This is a genomic window from Mesorhizobium sp. M2E.F.Ca.ET.209.01.1.1 (genome assembly GCF_004010375.2).
GTDB lineage: Bacteria > Pseudomonadota > Alphaproteobacteria > Rhizobiales > Rhizobiaceae > Mesorhizobium.
The window spans coordinates 211829-231326 of record NZ_SADP02000011.1 but is presented as its reverse complement, the minus strand read 5'-3'; the positions used below and the strand labels follow the sequence as shown (position 1 = coordinate 231326).

19 protein-coding genes and 1 other RNA gene are annotated in these 19498 nt (G+C 64.4%); 1 reads left to right on the top strand and 19 read right to left on the bottom strand.

The features are described from left to right. Window positions 1–141 precede the first annotated feature (141 nt). Genes murB through mraZ form a run of 12 tightly spaced genes read right to left on the bottom strand, consistent with a single transcriptional unit; the run spans window position 142 to window position 13842 of the window. Window positions 142–1107, bottom strand: a complete 966-nt coding sequence (murB, locus tag EN852_RS21160; RefSeq protein ID WP_127876764.1) for a UDP-N-acetylmuramate dehydrogenase — start codon at window positions 1105–1107, stop codon at window positions 142–144. Continuing rightward, window positions 1104–2510: a UDP-N-acetylmuramate--L-alanine ligase gene (gene murC, locus EN852_RS21155; RefSeq protein ID WP_127876763.1), complete on the bottom strand. Its 1407-nt coding sequence runs from the start codon at window positions 2508–2510 to the stop codon at window positions 1104–1106. The genes murB and murC overlap by 4 nt, the downstream gene beginning before the upstream one ends. Beyond that, window positions 2507–3631 (bottom strand): undecaprenyldiphospho-muramoylpentapeptide beta-N-acetylglucosaminyltransferase, encoded by a 1125-nt coding sequence (gene murG, locus EN852_RS21150; RefSeq protein WP_127876762.1) that lies wholly within the window; start codon window positions 3629–3631, stop codon window positions 2507–2509. The genes murC and murG overlap by 4 nt, the downstream gene beginning before the upstream one ends. Window positions 3632–3637: 6 nt before the next feature. After that, on the bottom strand, window positions 3638–4789 hold the full coding sequence (gene ftsW, locus EN852_RS21145; protein ID WP_127876805.1) for a putative lipid II flippase FtsW: 1152 nt from the start codon (window positions 4787–4789) through the stop codon (window positions 3638–3640). After that, window positions 4789–6192: a UDP-N-acetylmuramoyl-L-alanine--D-glutamate ligase gene (gene murD / locus EN852_RS21140; RefSeq protein ID WP_127876761.1), complete on the bottom strand. Its 1404-nt coding sequence runs from the start codon at window positions 6190–6192 to the stop codon at window positions 4789–4791. The genes ftsW and murD overlap by 1 nt, the downstream gene beginning before the upstream one ends. Before the next feature lie 9 nt (window positions 6193–6201). Continuing rightward, the gene (mraY, locus tag EN852_RS21135; protein WP_042637735.1) at window positions 6202–7284 is read right to left on the bottom strand and encodes a phospho-N-acetylmuramoyl-pentapeptide-transferase; all 1083 of its coding nucleotides are present in this window, start codon (window positions 7282–7284) and stop codon (window positions 6202–6204) included. A gap of 26 nt (window positions 7285–7310) precedes the next feature. Then, complete coding sequence (locus tag EN852_RS21130) at window positions 7311–8744, bottom strand: UDP-N-acetylmuramoylalanyl-D-glutamyl-2,6-diaminopimelate--D-alanyl-D-alanine ligase (RefSeq protein ID WP_127876760.1); 1434 nt, start codon at window positions 8742–8744, stop codon at window positions 7311–7313. After that, window positions 8741–10195, bottom strand: a complete 1455-nt coding sequence (locus EN852_RS21125) for a UDP-N-acetylmuramoyl-L-alanyl-D-glutamate--2,6-diaminopimelate ligase (RefSeq protein ID WP_127876759.1) — start codon at window positions 10193–10195, stop codon at window positions 8741–8743. The genes EN852_RS21130 and EN852_RS21125 overlap by 4 nt, the downstream gene beginning before the upstream one ends. A 54-nt stretch (window positions 10196–10249) precedes the next feature. Next, complete coding sequence (locus EN852_RS21120) at window positions 10250–11974, bottom strand: penicillin-binding protein 2 (RefSeq protein ID WP_127876758.1); 1725 nt, start codon at window positions 11972–11974, stop codon at window positions 10250–10252. Continuing rightward, window positions 11971–12366 (bottom strand): hypothetical protein, encoded by a 396-nt coding sequence (locus tag EN852_RS21115; protein ID WP_095815656.1) that lies wholly within the window; start codon window positions 12364–12366, stop codon window positions 11971–11973. The genes EN852_RS21120 and EN852_RS21115 overlap by 4 nt, the downstream gene beginning before the upstream one ends. Window positions 12367–12370: 4 nt before the next feature. Further along, a complete protein-coding gene (gene rsmH / locus EN852_RS21110) occupies window positions 12371–13387 on the bottom strand; it encodes a 16S rRNA (cytosine(1402)-N(4))-methyltransferase RsmH (protein ID WP_127876757.1) in 1017 nt (338 codons plus the stop codon). Beyond that, a complete protein-coding gene (mraZ, locus tag EN852_RS21105) occupies window positions 13384–13842 on the bottom strand; it encodes a division/cell wall cluster transcriptional repressor MraZ (RefSeq protein WP_095815658.1) in 459 nt (152 codons plus the stop codon). The genes rsmH and mraZ overlap by 4 nt, the downstream gene beginning before the upstream one ends. A 399-nt stretch (window positions 13843–14241) precedes the next feature. On the opposite strand from mraZ, the gene EN852_RS21100 reads away from it, so the two are divergent. Further along, entirely contained in the window at window positions 14242–15357 is a 1116-nt protein-coding gene (locus tag EN852_RS21100; RefSeq protein ID WP_127876756.1) for a cystathionine gamma-lyase, read from the top strand. 4 nt (window positions 15358–15361) lie between these two features. Here the strand turns inward: EN852_RS21100 and EN852_RS21095 are convergent, their stop codons facing one another. From EN852_RS21095 to EN852_RS21065, 7 genes are all read right to left on the bottom strand, one after another. After that, window positions 15362–15655: a type II toxin-antitoxin system RelE/ParE family toxin gene (locus EN852_RS21095; RefSeq protein ID WP_127876755.1), complete on the bottom strand. Its 294-nt coding sequence runs from the start codon at window positions 15653–15655 to the stop codon at window positions 15362–15364. After that, the gene (locus EN852_RS21090) at window positions 15652–15936 is read right to left on the bottom strand and encodes a type II toxin-antitoxin system ParD family antitoxin (protein WP_127876754.1); all 285 of its coding nucleotides are present in this window, start codon (window positions 15934–15936) and stop codon (window positions 15652–15654) included. Before EN852_RS21090 ends, EN852_RS21095 begins: the two co-directional genes overlap by 4 nt. A 160-nt stretch (window positions 15937–16096) precedes the next feature. Beyond that, window positions 16097–16493, bottom strand: an RNA gene (rnpB, locus tag EN852_RS21085) — RNase P RNA component class A. Window positions 16494–16618: 125 nt separating this feature from the next. After that, window positions 16619–17314, bottom strand: a complete 696-nt coding sequence (locus EN852_RS21080; RefSeq protein WP_127876753.1) for a transglycosylase SLT domain-containing protein — start codon at window positions 17312–17314, stop codon at window positions 16619–16621. Window positions 17315–17501: 187 nt separating this feature from the next. Next, entirely contained in the window at window positions 17502–18269 is a 768-nt protein-coding gene (locus EN852_RS21075) for an N-acetylmuramoyl-L-alanine amidase (RefSeq protein ID WP_127876752.1), read from the bottom strand. Further along, entirely contained in the window at window positions 18266–18985 is a 720-nt protein-coding gene (locus tag EN852_RS21070) for a DnaJ family molecular chaperone (RefSeq protein WP_127876751.1), read from the bottom strand. Before EN852_RS21070 ends, EN852_RS21075 begins: the two co-directional genes overlap by 4 nt. A 133-nt stretch (window positions 18986–19118) precedes the next feature. Continuing rightward, window positions 19119–19325, bottom strand: coding sequence for a hypothetical protein (locus EN852_RS21065; RefSeq protein WP_127863217.1), 207 nt, complete (start codon window positions 19323–19325; stop codon window positions 19119–19121). Between the last annotated feature and the right edge of the window lie 173 nt (window positions 19326–19498).

The following is a 19498-nucleotide window of genomic DNA, read 5'->3' as shown; positions in this document are numbered from 1 at the left end:
TCGCTGGCAAGTGCCTATGATTCCGAGAGATTCACTTTCCGCGAAAACAGTCGAGAAAAGTGTGTTGTTGAGTCTTCGCAGCAACGGTTGACGCCGCCGCGAGGCGCGGATGTTCAAGCATCACATGAACTTCAATAGGCGCTAGAGGAGCTGCCCGAGGAACTCTTGCACCTCATGTCCGGGCCGGAAATTGCCGAGACGCTTGATCTCCCAGTGCAGCCGGATGCCGGAATTCTCGAGCACACGCGCGCGCACCGTCTCGCCAAGATATTCGAGGTCATATCCGGTCGCCGTGCCGGTATTGATCATGAAGTTGCAATGCATCGGCGACATCTGCGCGCCGCCGATCATCAGCCCCCGGCAGCCGGCCTTGTCGATCTCCTTCCAGGCCGAGGTGCCTTCCGGATTCTTGAAGGTCGAGCCGCCGGTTTTCTCGCGGATCGGCTGCACCGTCTCGCGATGGTTCTGCACGGCATCCATCGCCGCCTTGATCGCTGCCTTGTCCTCCGGAAAGCCTTCGAAGACGGCTGAGGTGAAGATCAACCCTCCAGGCGCGGACGAGTGGCGGTAGGCATAACCCATATCGGCATTGCTGAGCGTGTGGAGATTGCCCTTGCGATCCAGCGCCGTCACCTCGACGACCCGCTCCCGGGTCTCGACGCCGTTGGCGCCGGCATTCATCCGCAGCGCGCCGCCGATGGCGCCGGGGATGCCGTGGTAGAAATGGAAGCCGCCGATCCCGGCCTCATAGGCCACCGCCGCGAGGCGCTTGTCGGGTGTAGCCGCGCCGGCTTTGATCGTGGTCGGTCCGGTGGCCTCGGCCTCACCAAAACCCTTGGCCGAGAGCCTGACGACGAAACCCGGAATGCCGCCGTCGCGCACCAGGAGGTTCGAGCCGACGCCGACCACCATGACCGGCACCTCTTCCGGTACCGCGCGCAGGAAGGCGGCGAGGTCTTCCTCGTCGGCCGGCTGGAACAGCGCCTCCGCCAGGCCGCCGGCCCGGAACCAGGTGATCTTGTCCATTTCGGCGTTCGGCGTGATGCGGCCGCGCAAGCCCGAAAGCTTGTCGCCGAGCTTGTTGATGAGATCCTGGCCGCGCATCATGAGGGCGTCCCGCCAAGTTCCTTGGGCAGCGCATAGGCCCATTGCGTTATGTTGCCGGCGCCGAGGAAGACGACGAAATCGCCGGGCTTGGCAAGTTCGCGAATGGCGGGTGCGATCGCCGCCGGGCCATCGATATAGCGCGCGTCGCGATGGCCGCCAGAACGGATGCGCGCAACCAGCGCATCCGAGGTCACGCCTTCGATAGGCTCCTCGCCTGCCGCATAGACAGGCGCTACCATCACCGTATCCGCGTCGTTGAAGCAGACGGAGAATTCGTTGAACAGATCGTGCAGCCGGGTGAAGCGATGCGGTTGCGCGATGGCAATCACGCGCCCGTTGGTGGCGCTGCGCGCGGCCTTCAGCACCGCCGCGATCTCCACGGGGTGATGGCCGTAATCGTCAAACACCTCGACACCGTTCCACGAGCCGGTGTGCGTGAAGCGCCGCTTGACGCCGGCGAAGGACGACAGACCCTTCTTGATCGCGTCATCCGACAGGCCGAGTTCGTGCGCGACCGCGATCGCCGCCGTCGCGTTGGAGACGTTATGCTTGCCCGGCATGGGCAGGCGCAGGCCGGTTATCGTCGCGGTGCCGCGCCCCTTGCGGTCGCGGATCACCACGTCGAATTCCGAGGTCGCGCCCAGCATGCGATGGTTGGTGAAGCGAACATCGGCCTGCGCGTTCTCGCCATAGGTGATGACACGCCGGTCCTCGATACGACCGACCAGCGCCTGCACTTCCGGATGGTCGGTGCACATCACGCCGAAGCCGTAAAACGGCACGTTCTCGACGAATTGGCGGAACGCCTCGCGCACCTTGTCGAAGCTGCCATAATGGTCGAGATGCTCGGGATCGATATTGGTGACGACGGCAATGTCGGCCGGCAGCTTCAGGAAGGTGCCGTCGCTTTCGTCCGCTTCGACCACCATCCACTCCCCATCGCCCATGCGCGCGTTGGTGCCATAGGCGTTGATGATGCCGCCATTGATGACGGTCGGATCGAGCCCGCCGGCCTCGAGCAGCGTTGCCACCATCGAGGTGGTCGTCGTCTTGCCGTGCGTGCCGCCGATGGCGACCGCCTGGCGAAAGCGCATCAGCTCGGCCAGCATCTCGGCCCGGCGCACGATCGGCAAAAGCTTCTCCCGCGCGGCCTTCAGCTCGGGGTTGGATTTCTTGATCGCGGTCGAAACGACGACGACTTCGGCATCGCCGAGATTCTCCGCCTTGTGGCCGACGAAGCATTCGATGCCCTTGTCGCGCAGCCGCTGCACGTTGGCCCCGTCAGCCTGGTCGGAACCCTGCACCTTGTAGCCGAGATTGTGCAGCACCTCGGCGATGCCGCTCATGCCGATGCCGCCGATGCCGATGAAATGCACAAGGCCGATCGTCTGCGGCATCTTCATGCGCGCGTCCTCCTGTAGTCCGAAACCGTTTTGCCGGACGCAATAGCCTCTGTCAGATCGGCGAGCAACCGCGCCGCGTTCGGTTTTCCGGCCGAACGGGCCGCGGCGGCCATGGCCACCAGCCGATCCGGGTCCTGCATCAGCCCGCCGACCAGCTGCGCAATCCGTTCGGCCGACAGCGTCGACTGCGGATGAAGCTCGGCGCCGCCGGCGGCGGCAAGGGCCGCTGCATTCGCCGCCTGATCGTGGTCGAGCGCGTGCGGATAAGGCACCAGCAGCGCCGGCCGGCCGATGACAGCGATCTCCGAAACCGTGGAGGCGCCGGAGCGCGACATCACCAGATGCGCCGCCGCCATGCGCGCCGCCATGTCGGTGAAGAAGGGCGAGACCTGGACGTCGACGCCGAGTTCGGCATAGGCCTCCTTCACCCGCGCCACATCCTCCGCGCGCGCCTGCTGGGTGATCGCCAGCCGCTTGCGCAGGTCTTGCGGCAACAGCGCGACCGCCGCCGGAACCGCATCGGAAAAGAACTGCGCGCCCTGGCTGCCGCCGAACACCAGCAGGCGGAACGGCTCGCCCTCGTTCGACGCTGCATAGGGCGTTTTCGCTGCCTCCAGAACCTGCGGCCTGACCGGATTGCCGGTCGTCACCGTCTTTGCGCCGTCGGCGCTCGCGCCTTCCGGCAGGAAGCCGCCGGCAATCGCGTCGACGCGGCCGGCAAGCGCCTTGTTGGCGCGGCCCATGACGGCGTTCTGCTCGTGGATCAGCGTCGGCACCTTGCGCCGTGTCGCGGCATAGAGCGGCGGCAGCGTCGGATAGCCGCCGAAGCCGACGACCGCCTCCGGCTTGATCCGGGCGATGATCCTGCCCGCTTCGCGCACGCCCTGCCAGATCTTCCAGAACGCCGAGATCACGGCGACCGGATTTTTCGAGCCCAGCGTCGCCGACGGGATCGCGTGGATGTCGGCGGCGGGAAACTGTCCGGAATAGCGCTCGGCGCGCCGGTCGGTGGCAAGATGCACCTTCCAGCCGCGCTCGATCAGCTCATGCGCGAGCGCCTCGGCCGGAAACAGGTGTCCGCCCGTTCCGCCGGCTGCAAGCAGGATGACACCCTTCGCCATCCCGCCTCATTCCGCCGGGATTGCGCGCTGCGCGAGGACGAAGCCCATCTGCTTGCGCTTTTCCGGACGCTTGCGCGTCAATGCCAGCACCATACCCATCGAGATGGCGATGGCGATCTGCGAGGAGCCGCCATAGGAGATGAAGGGCAGCGTCATGCCCTTGGCGGGCATCAACTGCAGGTTCACGCACATGTTGATGGCCGACTGCAAGCCGAAGATGGTGACCAGACCGCCCACCGCGTAGCGAGTGAAATCGTCGTGCTCCTTGAGCGCTATGCTCAAGCCGCGCAACACGATGAAGGCGAAGATCGACATTATGAAGAAGCACATGATCAGGCCGAACTCCTCGCCCGCGACCGAGAACACGAAGTCGGTATGAGCATCCGGAACAATGCGCTTGACGGTTCCCTCACCCGGCCCAACGCCGAACCAGCTGCCGTTGATCAGCGCCTCGCGGCCCATATCGACCTGAAACGTATCGCCTTCGCCGGTCAGGAACTTGTTGATGCGCAAGGCGACGTGCGGGAACACCGTGTAAGCGGCGAACAGGCCAGTCGCGCCGGTGATGCCGAGGGCCATGATCCACAGCCACGGCAGCCCAGCCATGAAGAACATAACGCCCCAGGTACCGGTGACCAGCATGGTCTGGCCAAGATCGGGCTGGGCCACCAGAAGAGAAACCACAAGGACCAGAAGCAGGAGGGCGAACAGATTGCCGGGGATGTCGAGCTGGCGCTTATGCTCGGCAAACAGCCACGCGCAGATGATGACGAAGGCCGGCTTCAGGAACTCGGACGGTTGGATGGACAGGCCGGCAAGTGACACCCAGCGGCGCGCGCCCTTCACCTCGACGCCGATGTAGAGCACCGCCACCATCAGCACCAGCATGACACAGATCAGCACCAGCGACATTCGCCTTATCTGCCGCGCTTGCAGGAAGGAGACCGCCAGCATCACGACAAGCGCCGGGATGGTGAAGATGATCTGCCTGGTGGCGAAGTGAAAGCTGCTGAGGCCGATGCGTTCGGCCACCGCCGGGCTGGCGGCGAAGGACAACACGATGCCCAGTCCCATCAGCGACAGGAACGCCGCCAGGAACCAGCGATCGATGGTCCACCACCAGGTGGCGACAGGACTTTTGTCGAGACGGCTTTGCATCAACGTGGCCCTCCGATGGGTTTCACACCATCAATAGCAGTCGCAGCTTGCCTGAAGGCTTCGCCGCGAACTTCGAAATTCTTGAACTGGTCGAAACTGGCGCAGGCCGGCGAAAGCAGCACCACCGCCTCGCCGCCGGCGTCGTTTGCCGCGTCGCGAGCGGCGTGCTCGACCGCCGCCGCCAGCGTTCCTGATATCTCGTAGGGCACGGCCTCGCCGAGCGTCGCCGCAAAGGCGGGCGCCGCCTCGCCGATCAGATAGGCCTTGGCTATGCGCGGGAAGAAGCCGCGCAGCGGCTCGATGCCGCCTTCCTTGGGCAGGCCGCCGGCGATCCAGTAGATGCGATTGGGGAAGCTCGACAGCGCGGGAGCAGCCGCATCGGCATTGGTCGCCTTGGAATCGTTGACGAACAGCACATGGTCCTTGCGGCCGACCTGCTCCATGCGGTGCGCCAGTCCAGGGAAGCTCTCGAGCCCGGCCTGGATCTCGCCGAGCTCGAGCCCGACCTTGAGGCAGGCGGCGACGGCGGCCAGCGCGTTCTGGGCATTGTGCTGGCCACGCAGCGAGCCGATGCCCTCGAGGAAGGCGACGCGGCTGTAGCGGCCATGCACGGCTTCCATCAGATTGGTGCCGTCGGCGAAATAGCCGTCGGTAAGCGGCAGGCGCTTGGAAATGCGGATGACCTGCCGCCCTGCCCGCTCGAGCCGGTCGGCGATCTGGGCGCACCAGGAATCGTCGACGCCGACGATCGCGGTGTCTGAGCCGGCGACCAGCCTTTCCTTGATCGAGGCGTAATGCGCCATCGTGCCGTGCCGGTCGAGATGGTCGGGCGTCAGGTTGAGCAGGATGCCGGCGGTCGGGTTGATCGAGGGCGCGAGATCGATCTGGTAGGACGAGCACTCCACCACATAGTGCCGCTTCGGTTCGGGCGGATCGAGCGTCATGATGGCGCGGCCGATATTGCCACCCATCTGCGTGTCGCGCCCCGCCGACTGCAGGATATGCGCCGTCAGCGCCGTGGTCGTCGACTTGCCGTTGGTGCCGGTGATCGCGATGAAGGGTGCTGCCGGCGCGTCGCTGATGCGCTCGCGGCAGAACAGCTCGATATCGCCGATCACCTCGACGCCGGCGCCGCGCGCGAGCTCCACCGTCCAATGCGGCTTCGGATGCGTCAGCGGCACCCCTGGCGACAGCACGAAGGCGGCGAAGCGCGGCCAGTCGGCTGCGCGCAGATCACCCGTCGCGATGCCCGCGGCCGCTGCCCTGGCGACACTTTCAGGATTGTCGTCCCAGGCCAGCACTTCGGCGCCGCCCGCGATCAGCGCATGCGCGGTGGCGATTCCAGAGCCGCCAAGCCCGAAGAGCGAAACGCGTTTGCCTGAAAAGGAAGCGGCGGGAATCAAGCGGGCATCCTATCTGAGCTTGAGGGTGGAGAGGCCGACCAGCGCCAGGATGACGGCAATGATCCAGAAGCGGATCACCACCTGGCTTTCGGTCCAGCCGAGCTTTTCGAAATGGTGGTGGATCGGCGCCATCAGGAAGACGCGCTTGCCGGTCATCTTGAAATAGCCGACCTGGATGATGACCGAGAAAATCTCGACCACGAACAGGCCGCCGACGATGACCAGCACGATCTCGTGCTTGGTGGCGACGGCGATGGTGCCGATCAGGCCGCCCATCGCCAGCGAGCCGGTGTCGCCCATGAAGATCGCGGCCGGCGGCGCGTTGAACCAGAGGAAGCCGAGGCCGGCGCCGATCACCGCGCCGAGCACGACGGCAAGCTCACCGGTGCCGGGAACGAAATGAATCTGCAGATATTCGGCGAAGACCGCGTTGCCCGAGAGATAGGCGATGACGCCGAAGGACGCCGCCGCGATCATGATCGGCACGATCGCCAGGCCGTCGAGGCCGTCAGTCAGGTTCACCGCATTGCCGGCGCCGACGATGACGAAGCAGGAGAACGGTACGAAGAACCAGCCGAGGTTGATCAGGAATTCCTTGGCGAAGGGGAAGGTCAGAGACGACGAGAACGGCGCCTGGCCGTTATGCATGATCACCCACGCGGCGATTGCCGCTATGACGAATTCAATCGCCAGCCTCGCCTTGCCGGAGAAGCCCAGATGCGACTGCTTGGTGACCTTGAGATAGTCATCGTAAAAGCCGATCGAACCGAAGCCGACGGTGACCAGCAGCACAACCCAGACATAGATCGAGGAAAGGTTCGCCCATAGGAGCGACGAACCGATGATGCCGGACAGGATCATCAGCCCGCCCATGGTCGGCGTTCCAGCCTTCTTGAAATGCGTCTGCGGGCCGTCGGCGCGGATCGGCTGGCCCTTTCCTTGCCGCAGGCGCAGCGAATTGATGATCGTCGGTCCGAAGATGAAGACAATCAGCGCCGAGGTGATCAGCGCGCCGCCGGTGCGAAAAGTGATGTAGCGGAAGACGTTGAAGAACGAGATCTTGTCCGCGAAATCGACGAGCAGTGTGAACATGGTCCTTCCGTCCCCCGGAGCCGACCTCAAGTCGGTTCAATGTTTGTGGCTTCCGCCGGAAATTTGCCGAGCAATGCCTCGACCAGCTTTGAAAACCCGATGCCTTTCGACGATTTGACCATCACCACGTCGCCGGGCCTGAGTGCTGCGATCACTATCGGCTTCAGTTCCTCGACACCTGCCCGATACTCGGTCTGGACATCGGCCGGCAAAACCCCTGCCAGCGCCTGCATTTCCGGACCGCCGAGAAAGACGTTGCGCGTGCCCGTACCGACGATCAGTTCGGCCAGTGCCGCATGGAGCTTGGCCGAATGGCTGCCAAGCTCCAGCATGTCGCCCAGCACCGCGATGCGCCGGCCCTCGCCCGAGACCGGTGTGGCGTTGAGCAGCGCCATCGCCGCCGCCATCGACGCCGGATTGGCGTTGTAGCTCTCGTCGATCAGTGTGATCGGCCCGTTTGGATGGTGCAGGACATGGCGCCGGCCGCGCCCCCGTTCGGCCGACAGGTCGGCAAGTGCCGCCGCGACCTTGTCGAGATCGGCGCCGACCAGTTGCGCGGCGCCGAGCACCGCCAGAACGTTCTGCACGATATGGCGGCCGGGCGCCCCGACACGGACCGACAGGTCCCTCTTGCCGATCTTGACGGCGATGTCGGAATGGTCGGCATGAAGCTCGCAGTCGACAAGGCGGAAGGCCGAGCGGACATTTTCACCAAAGCCGAAGACATGCTCGACGCCTGCGTCTTTCGCCATTTTCCCGAGCAGCTTCCAGCGTGGGTCGTCGCGGTTGAGCAGCGCGGCGCCGCCGGGCTCGATCCCCTCGAAGATCTCGGCCTTGGCCATGGCGATCTCGTCGAGACTGTTGAAGAAGCCGAGATGCGCGGCGGCAATGATCGTCACGATGGCGACATGCGGCCTGACCATCTTGACCAGCGGCCTGATCTCGCCCGGATGGTTCATGCCGATCTCGAAGACCGCGTAGTCGCAGTCCTGCGGCATGCGTGCCAGCGTCAGCGGCACGCCCCAATGATTGTTGAACGACTGCGCCGAGGCGTACACCTTGCCGACCGCCGACAGCACATGGCGCAGCGCTTCCTTGGTGGTCGTCTTGCCGGCCGAGCCGGTGACGGCAATGATCTTGGCTTTCGAGCGGGCGCGGGCCGCCACACCGAGCTTCTCGAGGGCCGCAAGCACGTCCTGCACGACGATCATCGGCGCCGTCAGCCGGCCGAGCGAGGGCAGCTTGCCTTCGGCGACGACCAGCACGGCCGCACCCGCTTTCACGGCGGCGGTCGCGAAATCATGGCCGTCCATCGTCTCGCCCTTGATGGCGAAAAAAGCGTTTCCCGGCTCCAGGCTGCGGCTGTCGATCGAAATACCGGTGATGCCTTCCGGCAGCGAGCCGATCGGCCTGCCGCCCATGGCTTCGACCAGCGCTTCCGACGTCCACAGCAGGCTCATGCGGCGCGCTCCTTCAGCGCATCGCGCACTTCCTCATGGTCGGAGAAGTGGAAGGTTTCGCTGCCGATGGTCTGGCCTTCCTCATGCCCCTTGCCGGCGACGATCAGCGTGTCGCCGGCGCGCAGCATCGCCACCGCCTCATGGATCGCCTTGCGGCGGTCTCCGATCTCAATGGCGCCGGGCGCGGCGGCAAGGATCGCCGCGCGGATGGTTTCCGGTACTTCCGTGCGCGGATTGTCATCGGTGACGATGACGATATCGGCGAGCCGCGTCGCGATCTCGCCCATGATCGGCCTTTTTCCCCGATCGCGGTCGCCGCCGCAGCCGAACACCACGACGACGCGGCCGGTGGTGAAGGGCCGGACCGAGGTCAGCACATTTTCCAGCGCGTCCGGCTTGTGCGCATAGTCGACATAGACCGGAGCGCCGGTAGCGGTCGTGCCGACGAGATCGAGCCGGCCCGGCGCGCCTTTCAGTTTTTCCAATGCCGCCAGGGCCTTGCCCGCGGATGTTCCAGTCGCGATGGCAAGGCCGGCCGAAACCAGCGCATTGGCGATCTGGAAATCGCCGGCCAAAGGCAGGTCGACCTCGTAGAGCACGCCGTCGGCCTCGATCTCGGCGCGCTGGCGACGGCGTTCATGCTCGACACGTTTCAGCGTCAGGAAATCGCCATGGCGGCCGACGGTAAGCACCTTCAGTCCGGCCGCCTTTGCGGCCTTGATCGTCGGCTCCGACCACGGATCGTCGGCAAAGACGATCGCGGGCGCGCCCTTGGGCAGCAGCGTGTCGAACAGGCGCAGCTTGGCGCGATGATAATCCTCGACCGTCGGATGGTAATCCATATGGTCGCGGCCGAGATTGGTGAAGGCGCCGGCTGCGAGCTTCACGCCGTCGAGACGGCGCTGGTCGAGGCCGTGGCTCGAGGCTTCCATCGAGGCGTGGGTCACGCCGGCATCCGCCAGTTCCTTGAGCAACCGGTGCAGCGCCACGGGGTCGGGCGTGGTCAGCGAGCCATATTCGTTGCGGCCGGGCGCCACGACACCGGTCGTGCCGATCGAGGCGGCGGCAAAACCCGCCTGCTCCCAGATCTGGCGGGTGAAAGCGGCGACGGATGTCTTGCCGGCGGTGCCGGTGACGGCGACCATGGTCTCAGGCTGGCGGCCGAAGAAGCGTGCGGCGGCGAGCGCCAGCGCATGGCGCGGATCATCGACGGCAAGAACCGGGATCGACAGGCCGGAAACCGCCGCGCCCTTGCCGGTGACGATCGCGGCGGCACCCCGGCTGGCGGCATCGGCGGCATAGGCCGAGCCATCGGCTTTGCTGCCGGCGAGCGCGAAGAAGACCACGCCGGGTCCTACCTGACGGGAATCGGAGGAAAGTCCGGTAACCTCCAGATCGCGGGAAGCTGTTCCCTCGACAGGCAGAATACCGGCTAGATCTTTTAGATGCATTGAGTTCCGTTCATCGCAACAAAATAGCGCGCAGTTGCCGGCGCGCCCCAAGAATCACTGATAGGAAACCAGCGTTGCACCATTTTCATGGCTGAAATCTGGCTTCACGCCAAGCATGGCCGCCGAGCGCCTGATGATATTGCCGGCGATAACCCCCGCATTGTTGGCGGCGACGTCCGTCATGCCGGGCTTTTCCGGATGCGGGGCGTCGGCGATGGTGAACACCAGAAATTGCGGATCGTCCATTGGGAAGGCGGCGACGAAGGTGTTGAAGTTCAATTCCTTGGAGTAACGGCCGTTGATGACCTTCTCGGCCGTTCCAGTCTTGCCGCCGACGCGATAGCCGGGGGCCCTGGCGTTTCTGGCAGAGCCCTTCTCGGCGTTGAGCGTATAGAGATAGCGCATGCCTTCGACCGTCTTGTCGCCGACCACTCTCTTGGCCACCGCCATGGCCTCATGTTCGCTGCGGACCAGGAATGTCGGCTCGATCAGATAGCCCTGCATCAGCGCCGCGCAGCCGACAGCGGCCTGCAGCGGCGTCGTCGACACGCCATGACCGAAGGCGATGGTGAACGAATTGACCTGTTTCCAGACCTTGGGCTCGGTCGGGCGCGCGACCTCCGGCAGTTCGGTCCGCATCCTGTCGAGAATGCCAAGGCGGTGCAGGAATTCGCGGTGCCCCTCGATGCCGACGAGCTCTGCCTCCCTGGCCGAGCCGATGTTGGACGAATAGAGGAACACCTCCGGCAGCGACAGCACGCGGTTCTTGCCGTGGAAATCGTGGATGGCCTGATGGCCGACCCGGATCGGATGCGAAGCGTCGAAGCGGCTGTTCATCGTCGCCTTGCCGGAATCGAGCGCCATCGCCGAGGTGAAGCTCTTGAAGGTCGAGCCCATCTCGTAGAGGCCCGCCGACATGCGGTTCAGCCGGTCCTTGTCCTGTGCGTTATACGGATTGTTCGGGTCGAAGTCCGGCACCGAGGCCATCGCCATCACTTCGCCCGTCTTGATGTTCAGCACGACAGCGCCGGCGCCCATGGCGCGATAGCGCTCCAGGCCGGCGGCGATCTCGTCGCGCACCACATGCTGGACGCGCAGATCGATCGAAAGCCTGATAGGCTTGAGGTCCTTGGGGATGGCAAGACCCGACGCCTGCAGGTCGCTCAGCCCCTGCTCGTCGATATACTTCTCCATGCCGGAGATGCCCTGGTTGTCGATATTGGTCAGGCCGACGATATAGGACGAGGTCTCGCCGCTCGGATAGAAGCGGCGCTTTTCGGTGCGGAAGCCGAGGCCGGGGACGCCCAGCGCCATGATGTCGGCCTGCTGCTTCGGCGTCAGCTGGCGCTGCAGCCAGACGAAGCCGGCGCCGCTCTTGAGCTTGCGATAGGTTTGCTCGTAGTCGATCTCCGGCAGCACGGTCGACAATTTCTCGATCGCTTCGTCGGCATCGACAATGCGCCGCGGCTCGGCAAACAGCGACGCCGTCTTGATGTCGGTTGCCAGCACTTCGCCGTTGCGGTCGACGATGTCGGGACGCGATGCGGTGACCCGGCTCTGCGGGCCGTCCGACAGGTCCGGATTCTGCAGGCCGAGATAGACAAGCCGGCCGGCAATCGTCGAATAGAGGGTGAAGAACACCGCCATCGTCATGACGATGCGGGTCCTGGCCTTTCCGCCCGTCGCCTTGCGCGCGGCGTCGACGACGATCGAGCCGTCCTCGGCGGTCTTCTTCCGATGCTTTAGCAGGTCACCGATCCTTGGAAACCTGCTGATCATTGCACCGTGCTCCCCGTGACGACCGGGTCCTTGTCGCCCGCAGGTCCATTGCCGGAATTGTCGGCCATGCCGCCAAGCCGTTGCGAGGAGAGGTCCTCGATGGTCAGCGGTTTCACCGGAATGTCGTCAAGACCGCCGATCTGGCGGGCGCCGACCGGTTCGAGCCCGAGTTGGCTCTTGTAGACGTCGGCAAGCTTTTGCAGCCGCGATGGCTGGGTGAGCAGGCTCCAATCCGCCTTGAGGAGATCGATCGTGTCTTCCTCGTAGCGGATCTGCGCCTGGATCTTCTGCACGGCCGCCAGTTGCTCCTCTGCCTCGCGCTTGGTCTTGTAGGTCAGGGCCGCGGCCGAGACCATGACGGCGATCAGGACTATGTCGCTGGTACGAAACACGTGCTCACCTCTCTCCCGGCCGTTCGACGGCGGGAAGCTTTGGAAGGCCGAAAATCGAAAAATCGCCTGCGCGCGCCGGCGCCTCGGTGCGGATCGCCGCGCGCAGCCTGGCAGAGCGTGCTCGCGGGTTGGCCGCTATCTCGGCCTCCCCCGGCGTCACGCCGCCGCCAGCCTTACGGAAAGTCGCGGCGCGCTGGGGCGCGTCTGGCATGTGTCGCGAGCCGCTGGCGGCTTCGGAACGGTCGGCAATGAAGCGCTTGACGATGCGGTCTTCCAGGGAGTGGAAGGTCACCACGGCAAGCCGGCCACCGGGCTTCAGCACCCGCTCGGCCGCCAGCAGCGCCCTTGCAAGCTCGCCGAGCTCGTCATTGACGAAGATGCGCAACGCCTGGAAGACGCGCGTGGCTGGATGGATCTTGTCCTTCGGCCCTCTCCCGATATGCGTTTCGATGGCGTCGGCGAGATCGAGCGTGCGCTCGAACGGCTTCTTCTCGCGCCGGCTCTCGATCATGCGCGCGATGCGGCCGGCATGGCGCTCCTCGCCGAGAAAGCCGAAGATGCGGGCAAGGTCGCCGGCCTTGAAGCTGTTGACGACGTCGGCGGCGGAAAGCCCCGACTGCGCCATGCGCATGTCGAGCGGCCCATCGGCGCGAAAGGAAAAGCCGCGCTCCGCCTGGTCGAGCTGCATGGACGAAACGCCGATGTCGAGCACCACGCCGTCGGCGCCTTCGACATGTTGGTCCAATGTCGAGAACGGCGCCTGGACAAGCCTCAGCCGGCCGCCGGCCTGCCGCTCCAGCGCCCTGCCCGCCGCGATCGCGTCCGGGTCGCGGTCGATGGCAACGACGGAGGCGCCGCGATCGAAGATCGCGCTGGTGTAGCCGCCGGCGCCGAATGTCCCGTCGACGATCGTCTCGCCGGCCTTCGGCGCGAGCGCGTCGAGCACCTCGGCAAGGAGGACCGGAATGTGGCGGGCCGGTCCGCCAACGGCGTGATGATCATCGCCGTGGCCAGCCATCATTCCGATCGCTCCCCGGGCTTCGTCCCCTGCCGAAGCTGCAAAAGCCTGGCGCGCGCCTGTGCCCCATAGGCGGAAAGCCGTCCCGGCTCCCAGATCTGAAAGAAATTGCCGCGGCCGACAAAGGCCACCTCGTTCGAGATGCCCGTATGCTCGCGGATGAAGTCGGTCATGGTGATGCGTCCATCCTGGTCGAGCTTCAGGAATGTCCCGTCGCCGTGGCAGAAGAAGGACATATCGTCCGCCGTCTGCAGAAAGGGATCCTCCAGCGCGATCCGCTGCTCGTAGCGGTCGAGCAGGTCGAGCCCACCGACATCCATGGCGGGCAGATCCAGGCAACGCAGCGCGTAAAGCTCCGAATAGCCGCGCTTCTGAACCACCGCACGGAAATGCGCCGGAACGGAGACCCGCCCCTTCGCATCGATCCTGTTCACCGCGTTTGACAGAAATCGGTCCAATGAACGCTACAGCCGCTTCCGCCGCCGCACCCCTTCCCATGTTGTTCTCCGCGCCCTCGCCGCACTCGCAGCAAATCGCTTCATTCACCGGGGCGAAAACCGGCAAACGCGCAGCCGCCGCGGCTGCCCGATTGGCGTACGCTTCACCCTGACGCGGAACGAAAGCCTGATGATGTGAACGGGATATCATGGGGTACTATGGGCGTCAACGGGAACAGGCATCACAAACATGCTTGCCACAACCTGAAAGCGCAGGCTGAAGGCACGTCTCGTCTTTATCGTCTATTAAGCCTAACGAAGCGTTTAGAGCCCTCTGGCCCAAAAGGACGCGGCTTGCCGCGAACAGCCGGCACGCCTAGCGTCGCGGCAACTGCTATACAGCCGGAGGGATGAAGCCTGATGTCCGAAACAGCGAAGTCCCGCGCCGCGGCGCTTGCCCATTTGCGCAGCCGCGATTTCGCCAAGGGCGACCCGATCCCCTTGACGCTGACCATGGCATCGATCTTCCACACGCCGGGCGCTGAAGCCGGCTTCGATCAGTATGGCCGCTACGACAATCCGACCTGGCGCGCCGTCGAGCACGCGCTCGGCCACCTCGAAGGCGCGCAATGCGTCGCCTTCCCGTCCGGAATGGGCGCGATCTCGTCGGTGTTTTTCGCGCTGCTGAAATCAGGCGACCGCGTGCTTCTGCCGTCAGACGGCTATCACGCCACGCGCGCCATGGCCGAGCGCTTTCTCAATCCCCTCGGCATTGCCTGCGACACCAGGCCGACGCCAACCTTCCTCGACGGCGGCTTCGACGGTTACCGGGTGGTTTTTGCCGAGACGCCGTCCAATCCCCGGCTGGACATCTGCGATATCGCGGCGGTGGCCGAAGCCGTCCACAGGCAGGATGGGTTGCTGGTCGTCGACAACACGACGATGACGCCCGTCGGCCAGCGTCCGCTCGACCTCGGCGCCGACATCGTCGTCTCCGCCGACACCAAGGCGGTGAACGGTCATTCCGATGTGCTCTTCGGCCATGTCGCGAGCCGCGATGCCGACCTCATCGCCATGGTGGCCGACTGGCGCAGCCTGGTCGGCGGCATCCCCGGCCCCTTCGAGGCTTGGCTTGTCCATCGCGGGCTGGAAACGCTGGAGGTGCGTTTCGACCGGATGTGTTCCACGGCCGAAACGATCGCGCGGCGACTGAAGGATCACCGCGCGGTCAGCGGCCTGCGCTATCCCGGGCTCGCGGGCGATGCCTCGCACAATCTGGCCCGCGCCCAGATGGATCGCTTCGGCTTCCTGATCTCGTTCGAACTGGCCTCGGAACAGAAGGCCGAGGCGTTCATCGACAATTGCACGCTGATTGAATCGGCGACCTCTTTCGGTGGCGTGCACACGTCGGCCGAGCGGCGCTCGAAGCGCGGCGACGCCGTGCCGCCCGGCTTCGTGCGCTTGTCGGTGGGTTGCGAGCCGGTCGAGGAGTTGTGGCAGGCGATCGAGGCGTCGTTGGACAAAGTCGCCAGCTGAGCGGCTAGGGTCCCGGATCCTCTGTCTCGATCCTGCGCCGGCCGTGCAGCACGCGCAGGATCTCGATCGCATCGTCGCCAATTCGATAAAACGTAAGGTATTCCCCGACAACAACGTGGCGAATGCCCGGCAGGATGTCATCGCGCGGTGCGCCTGATCGGGGATGGAGAGTTAGCAAGTCCCATCGCCGCTGAAGAGTTTCCACAAAACGGATTGCAGCATTAGGATTGTGGACGGCGATATAGTCGCCGATAACTTCGAGGTCGATCAGTGCCTGTGGAAGCAGGCGGTACTTCACTCGTCAGCGCCTTTGGCTTCCGCCATCTTCGCATATCTGGCGCGCAATCGCTCCATTAAGGGGGGGCCGTCCAGCGCCGGTCCGCTATCGATCCCCTCCTGCACCAGTTCCCGCAATTCCTCGACAGTGTAGCCGAGGAGGTCGCGGCGCTCCTTCCACTGCCTGAGCGCATCGCGGATCACCTCGCTCGCGGAAGCATATTCTCCGGCGGCGACCACATCGTCGACTGCCCGCGCCAGTTCCGGCGAAAGCGTGATGCTGCGTTTGTCGACCTGGCCCATGACGTGCTCCTGTCCATTCTTGGAATGGTACGATTTAATCGCACCGCCTTCAAGGCAAGGATTAGTCGGGTTTAAGCAACCATCGCGCCATCACTTGAATCAAAAAGCACACCCATGGATGCAACCTTTTGATTTATATCGCTATCGCCGTAGGGAGAAAAATGCCAGCTGGCCTGTAAGCCGGGTTCTGTATGGCCCTCGCCTTGCGGCGAGAACGTGGCGGCCATTCATCTTGGGCGCATGTTGCCACGCGCCTCACGCAACCTACCCGGACGGTGGGCCGGAAACAGCCCTCGAAGGTTTCCCTTCGCACCGCCCCTATTCGGTTTTGCTCCCGGTGGGGTTTGCCCTGCCGCTCCTGTTGCCAGTCGCGCGGTGGGCTCTTACCCCACCCTTTCACCCTTGCCGCGGCCGAAGCCGCGGCGGTTTGCTTTCTGTGGCACTTTCCCTGGGGTCGCCCCCGCCGGCCGTTAGCCGGCACCGTGTCTCCATGGAGCCCGGACTTTCCTCACCCGCAACCTTTCGGTTCCCGCGGGTGCGGCCGCCCGGCCAGCTGGCAAGCGCGTATAAAGGGATTCCCGCCTGAAAACGCAAACGAAAAAGCGCCTCGTCCCACATGCGCTGCGGTTTGGGGCAACGACCTGCATAAAAGCGCGCGTTGCCCAAATCCGCCGCGTTAGCGTCAGGCCGGCGAGCCCAGCGCCACCATCTGCACCTTCACCTTGCTGCAATAGGCGGCGGAGACCGGGTTCATCCGCGTCGCTCCGTGGCCGGCATTGTATTTCAGGATCGTGCCGCAGGTGGTGCCGCCGCCGAGGTCCCGCGCCATGGCGAGGTACTTCATGCCGTATTTGATGTTGGTGTCGGGATCGAACAATCCCTTGGCCGAACCGGTATAACCCATCATCCGGGCCGTCGCTGGCTTGATCTGCATCAGGCCGATCTCGCCGGCGCCGCCGACCATGTTCGGCCGATAATTGCTTTCGATCTTGATGACGGCCTTGGCCAAGGACATCGGCACGCCGTAGCTCGCGGCATAGCGGGCAATGATCGCCGAATATTGGCCGTCGCCGGCTGCAGCGGGCGACGCTACGGCGATCTTGCCGGGTTGGATCGAGGCCGTTGTGGTGAGATCGATAGCCTTTCTACCGAGCCTGGCGCGTTTGGCCGTCGATTTTGTCACCCGGGTTGCGGCGGCCTTCTGAACCTTTGCCGGAGCAGCCCGCGCGGTATTTGGTGTTTTGGCGCTCGCCTTTGGCGCTACGGCTGCAAAGCCGTTGTCCGCCCTGGTGCTGAGCGGGGCACTGTCGGCCTGATTGAAGGCAAAACTTATCACTCCGGCAGCAACGGCTGCCGCTACAACGGTCAATCTTTGCATGTAGTCCTGTTCTGTTAGAGCTGCGCGAAGAACTTCGCGCAGTTGGGTCAACTCAACATCGGGTGTCTTGGGGGGGGATAGACGCCCGACAACTTGCGGGAGGGGCATTTGCAGTGGGAATTGGCGGCAATGAAGGCGGCGCAATTCACTTTGAGTGACAGATTGTAATTTAAGGATCCCGGCGCGACTATTTGATGGTGGTTGCCTTTACGGAAGCCAGGAGCCGTTCCAGCGTGCGGATCGTCGAATTGTCCGCCACGCCATCCACCAGTCGCCGCCGGAAATGCCGCTGGAACGCCGCCACCACGATTTCCGTCTGCCGATCATAGACACCCGATATCTCGGCGCCATAGCCGTAGAGCGCCAGCATCGACTGCAGTGCTTCAACGTCGGTTCCGGCATCCCCGGCCTCCAGCGCGGCGCCCGCCTTTATCGGCGCCGCCGGCACGAGGTGGCCGACACCGGCCGCGAACAGCGCCTTCCAGGGGAATTTCTCGCCCGGATCGACCTTGCGGCCCGGCGCCACGTCCGAATGTGCGAGCACCCTTACAGCGGGAATGGAATGGCGCCCCGCGATACCCGCGCACAACTCGATCACGGCGCCGATCTGCCGCCGCGGGAAGGCCTTGTAGCCCAGCGTGTGCCCGGGATTGACGATCTCGATGCCGACCGAGCAGGAGTTGATGTCGGTTCGCCCGAGCCAGGAACTCTTGCCGGCATGCCAGGCGCGATCGCTCTCGCGCACCATTTGCACGATACGGCCATCCTCGTGAACGAGGTAATGCGAGGACACCTCGCTTGCCGGATCGCATAGCCACGCCTCGGCGCCGGCGCCGCTAGCCATGCCGGTATAGTGCAGCACGATCATGTCGGGCCGGAGCGTCTCGCGGCGCGGGCCGAAATTCGGCGAGACCCGGACCTCCGCACCTGGCTGGTCGGGCAGAAAACCGCTCATGCGTGCCTGAGGCCCCGCTCGATCATCTCATAGGCGGCATTGATCGCGGCGACCCTGGTCGTGGCGATCTTGATGAATTCCTGCGGCAGGCCGCGCGCGATCAACCTGTCCGGGTGATTGTCGGAGATCAGCTTGCGATAGCGTTTCCTGATCTCCTCGAACGGCTTGCCGCGTTCGATGCCCAGAACGACGTAAGGATCGGCGGCGCCGAGATTGACGTGCCGCGACAGGATCGCCTCGTAATGCGCCTCGTCGATGCGAAAAATCTCGGCGATCCGATGCAGGAACTGGCCTTCCCGCTCATGGATGAGCCCATCCGCCTTGGCGATGTGGAACAATCCGTCGAGGATGTCTTCCAGCATCATGCAGTTGGCATGGCCGGAGCCGCAGAGCTGCGCCATGCGCTGGGCATAGATCTCGAACCCAGCGACATCCTTCTTGGCGATGTCGTAAAGCCGCGCCACGTTGCGCGTCTCGCTCGGCGGCACTTCGAAGATTTCCTGGAAGGCGCGCACCTCGTCCTGGGTGACGATGCCGTCGGCCTTGGCCATCTTGGCCGACAGCGCGATCATCGCCACCGAGAAGGCCACGCGCCGGCGCAGGTCCGGATCGCCGGAAAACACGGTGCGCACGGCTTCGACGACATCCGCGACGCCCGAGGACGCCGACGACGAAACACGAGCGATGAAGTCGCCAAGGCGGTCCCAAATCGACATGCCGGCTTCATAGAGCGAACCGGGCGGTTCTATCAAGCCTGGACATTGCCGCAGGTGATCGGCGAGCTTCGGGATCGACGGGGCAAAGGGAAGGCCGGCATTGCCGGCCTTCCCTGAATCTATCGGTCGGCTCTTACTGCGCAGGCGCGGCAGGAGCCGGATTTGTTGCCGGAGCCGGTTCAGCGGGCTTCGAAGCGTCGGGCGAGGCCGGCTTCATCGGCTGCTCGTTGGCCGGCGGATTGGTGCTCTGGGTGGTGGTCTTATCGGTGCCACTGTCGCTGCACGCCGCGACCCCCAGCAGGGCGAGCGCCGATAAAGACGCCAGAATGAGCTTCTTCATGGTATCTCTCCTTCAACAGAACACTCACGTTTCGGTGAGCGATCGCAGGGGAAATGCATCAGCAGGCTCGCCGGTTTCGTAACGTTGCATTTCGATGTGTAACATCAACTTGCAATTGCTGGCGCCGAAATCCCGAACTAACAGAACATGCGCTCGAAGACACAGTGGATAAG